The 3,760-nt window shown below is 28.1% G+C and carries 3 protein-coding genes, 1 tRNA gene and 1 rRNA gene; 1 reads left to right on the top strand and 4 read right to left on the bottom strand.

Going from position 1 to position 3,760, the window contains the following annotated elements; genetic code table 11:
• Positions 1 to 757 precede the first annotated feature (757 nt).
• Positions 758 to 1,714 carry a helix-turn-helix domain-containing protein gene (locus tag KPL51_RS22735; protein WP_216166659.1) on the bottom strand — a complete coding sequence of 319 codons (957 nt, stop codon included), beginning with the start codon at positions 1,712 to 1,714 and terminating at the stop codon, positions 758 to 760.
• A gap of 70 nt (positions 1,715 to 1,784) precedes the next feature.
• Positions 1,785 to 2,660, bottom strand: coding sequence for a YitT family protein (locus KPL51_RS22730; protein ID WP_216166657.1), 876 nt, complete (start codon positions 2,658 to 2,660; stop codon positions 1,785 to 1,787).
• A 202-nt stretch (positions 2,661 to 2,862) separates the two neighbouring features.
• Here KPL51_RS22730 and KPL51_RS22725 point away from each other — a divergent pair, with 202 nt between their 5' ends.
• Positions 2,863 to 3,537 carry a uracil-DNA glycosylase gene (locus tag KPL51_RS22725; RefSeq protein ID WP_216166655.1) on the top strand — a complete coding sequence of 225 codons (675 nt, stop codon included), beginning with the start codon at positions 2,863 to 2,865 and terminating at the stop codon, positions 3,535 to 3,537.
• Positions 3,538 to 3,591: 54 nt separating this feature from the next.
• Here KPL51_RS22725 and KPL51_RS22720 read toward each other — a convergent pair.
• Together KPL51_RS22720 and rrf are read right to left on the bottom strand one after the other, a co-directional pair.
• Positions 3,592 to 3,667: transfer RNA gene (locus KPL51_RS22720), tRNA-Phe, on the bottom strand.
• A gap of 5 nt (positions 3,668 to 3,672) precedes the next feature.
• Positions 3,673 to 3,760, bottom strand: a 5S ribosomal RNA gene (gene rrf, locus KPL51_RS22715); the annotation flags it as partial.

Raw genomic sequence — 3,760 nt, 5'->3', positions numbered from 1 at the left:
TTACTTCTTTATCTAAAGTAATTAACTGGTCTAACGAAATATTATTTCGTTATTTTACCTATTTCTCTGTTTAATTTTCAAAGACCAACTTGCTTTGTCATCATGTGACGACTTCTACTATTTTACTATGTTTTTCTTGTTTTGTCAACATTTTTTTTACAAATATTTTTTAATTTATTTAAATAATATTATATGTTAACTTATTAATCTTTGCCTTTATCGTTACTCATTCGCAGCGACAAATAATATAATATCATCCTTGACTATAATCATTTTTATTATTTTTCTTATATGCGACAATTATATACAATATTCTTGATAATACTACTATATAGTAAGTATCCTTTATAATGACACACTAGGAATAGTATCCCTTACTCAAAACTAAAATATACCTATTTTTTTTTAATATATATAATTATTTATAGATATTCCTTAAATCCTCTACAATTACAATCAACTTAATAAAGAAGACTCATGACCTTCATATTAAAAAACAGGAAGATTATCTAACCTTTAACTCTCTCCATAAAACTATATCTCTTCATTAATTAATATAACTATAATTTCTTTAACATTATCGCTACCAATACTAGTTTTAGATTACTTATTTAGTATTTCTCTTTTTATCATTATTTTATTACTAATCTGTTATAAATTTAGAAAAACAAAATGCTAAGGACTTCCTACTTTAAGTCCTTAACATTTTGTTTCCATGTTTTCCGTTAGTTACCCCTAATTTTATTGTGTAAAATATTTATTTTTCAATAATATATCTCTGAAAAAAATCATTTGTACTCATCCCTGTATCTTCTTCCATATTTTCACTTACTTCAGCAGTTATTTTTGCCGTATTTTCAAGATATTTTTTATAATCTTCATTAAGAATACTCAGATATTCACTGAATTTTGTATGAAAGTGCACAAAGGTTTTAGCATAATTTTTGAAAAATAAACCAAATTCGTTCACCTCTTCTTTTTCTTTTTCATCTTCTTTTAGCAATAGATAGTTATCTTTAATCCCTTTTGCATATTCTTTAATATATAGTTCATCATAATTTATTATCTTTTTAATACCAAACAAATATCTACTCCTATCTTCTTCTGAGATAACTTCATTTTCAAATTTTTCTAAATAGTTATTACCTAAAAAAAACTCTTCTGTATCATTTATTTCATCTAATACCTCCACAAGCTTTAACCACACAGTTCGTTTTTCCTCATTATCAATAATAATATCTAAAAATGGTTCAAAAATCATAATAAAGCTTTCCCCATATATCCCAGGAAATATTCTACGCATAGCATTTGAAATATACTCTTTCTTTTCATCTAAAGACAATTCTAAAGTTTCCCTAAGTAGCTTTATATATTCTCCCGCAGTATCATAGTCAGTTAAATCTTTCTCTATAATATTTAAAATAATTAATCTGCTTTTTTCTAAACTACACATATCCTTATCAATTCTAGAAAGCGCTTGTTTCATAACTTCAGGAATACTTTTATTGCCATCAATCACTGCTTTGATCTCAATAATGGGAATCTCCACTACTCTGAGTGCACCTATTAAATTAAGCTTTATGATATCTTGATGAGTATACTCTCTATAATTGTTTTCATTGTTTTTTATAGGCTTAATTAAGCCTTCCCCCTCATAATACTTTATTGCCCTTTTAGTTAAGCCTGTTTTTTCAGCAGCAGCCTTTATATTCATACATGAACCCTCCCTTCTAATCATTTAATTGTAAACCTGACAGTAAGGTCCATGTCAATACATTTTACAACTAACCTATGGGGCTTTTAAATCCATTACCTTGAACTTCAGCTATATCAATTATAGAAATAAAAACTTCTTGGTCTATATCTTTTATTACTCTTTTTATTTGTGGTAATTGCACCAATGATACTACACAATACATAACATTTTTTCTATGGTTAGTATAAGCCCCTTCTCCATATAAAATAGTTACCCCTCTATTAAAATTATTCATTATAGCATCACTTACTTCTTTTTCTTTCTCCGATACAATTAAAAGCATTTTACGTCTATTTAATCCATTAATAACCTTTTCCATAACAGCAGAAGTAATATACATAGCAATCAGAGTATATAATCCTACTTTGAAATCAAATAATACAGATCCTACAGCTACAATTAAGAAATTTATCATAAAGCTCACTATACCTATTTCTATACCATACTCCTTTTTAACATACATAGCTATTATATCCATGCCACCTGTAGATCCTTCATTAGAAAAAACAATTCCTATTCCTATTCCTGAGAGTACTCCGCCATATATACAATAAAGAAGTCTATAAGATTCTTCAACAGGAGCCAGAACATTATTTAAAGATGCGGTCAGAATTAAAAATAATGAAAATGAAATGGTACCTAGTATTGTTAATGCAGTAAATTTTTTATTTATTTTTAATATACTTAATATAAGAAGGGGAATATTTAGTATTAATATTGTAACGCCCATTGGCATATTAAAAATATACTGTAATGTTAATCCTATTCCTGAAAGCCCCCCACTAAGAAGCTTATTTGGAATTACAAACAAATTTACTGCCACAGATAAAATAAAACTCCCTAAAATAATAAGAACTATTTTCTTAAATAACTCTTTCAAATCAGCCCTAGATAATTTTTTCATAAACTGCCTCCGTGTCTTTTTATATAGTACAAAATAATTGTTACTATTTTGTATGCTGTATTTTTCTATTTACTATAATTATATACCATTTGATGGTTATAACAACCAAATTTACTAACATATATATTAATACTTAAGAATAAATAAATACTTATTTTATAAAAACATAAGTATTTATGATACACTTAAGTGAGGTGATTTTATGAACATATTACTTAATGATTGGAACGAACTCTTGTTAGGACAGTTTAATAATGAATATTTTTTAAAATTAAGAAGCTTTTTAAAAGATGAATATGCAACTAAACAAATATATCCCGAAAAACAGTATATATTTAATGCTCTTAATTATACCGCTTATAAGGACGTGAAAGTTGTTATCCTTGGTCAAGATCCTTATCATGGCGCTAATCAAGCTCACGGTTTAAGTTTCTCTGTGAAAGCCGGTGTATCTGCTCCTCCCTCGCTATTAAATATATACAAAGAATTACATACTGATTTGGGATGTTATATTCCTAACAATGGGTACTTAAAAAAATGGACCGATGAAGGTGTTTTGCTTTTAAATACTGTACTTACTGTTAGGTCAGGAGAAGCTAATTCTCATAAAAACAAAGGTTGGGAGTATTTTACAAATAAGATTATTTCTTTACTAAATTCAAAAACGGAGCCAATAGTTTTTATTTTATGGGGTAATAATGCTATTTCAAAAAAATCTCTAATAACAAATCCAATACACCACATAATAAAATCTGTTCACCCAAGTCCATTATCCGCATATAGAGGTTTTTTCAATAGTAAACCTTTTTCTAATGCTAACAATTTTTTAGTTTCTCAAGGTAAAAAATCTATTGATTGGCAAATTGAAAATTTATAAACGAATTATTTTTTGACATAGAAAAACGTCTTAGAATTATCTAAGACGTTTTTCTGGTGGCTAGACCAGGAATCGAACCAGGGACACGAGGATTTTCAGTCCTCTGCTCTACCGACTGAGCTATCCAGCCATATTACCTAGCGATGACCTACTCTCCCACAAAGTTACCCCTGCAGTACCATTAGCGCATTGAAGCTTAACCTACCTGTTCGGTATGGGAAGG

It is taken from the genome of Clostridium bowmanii (genome assembly GCF_018861315.1).
GTDB classification, from domain to species: domain Bacteria; phylum Bacillota; class Clostridia; order Clostridiales; family Clostridiaceae; genus Clostridium_AD; species Clostridium_AD bowmanii.
The sequence above is the reverse complement of the archived record's forward strand: the minus strand, read 5'-3'. Positions and strand labels throughout refer to the sequence as shown.

Coding starts and splice junctions, on each gene's coding strand:
- KPL51_RS22725 (WP_216166655.1), top strand. CDS start 2,863: ATGAACATATTACTTAATGATTGGAACGAACTCTTGTTAGGACAGTTT.
- KPL51_RS22730 (WP_216166657.1), bottom strand. CDS start 2,660: ATGAAAAAATTATCTAGGGCTGATTTGAAAGAGTTATTTAAGAAAATA.
- KPL51_RS22735 (WP_216166659.1), bottom strand. CDS start 1,714: ATGAATATAAAGGCTGCTGCTGAAAAAACAGGCTTAACTAAAAGGGCA.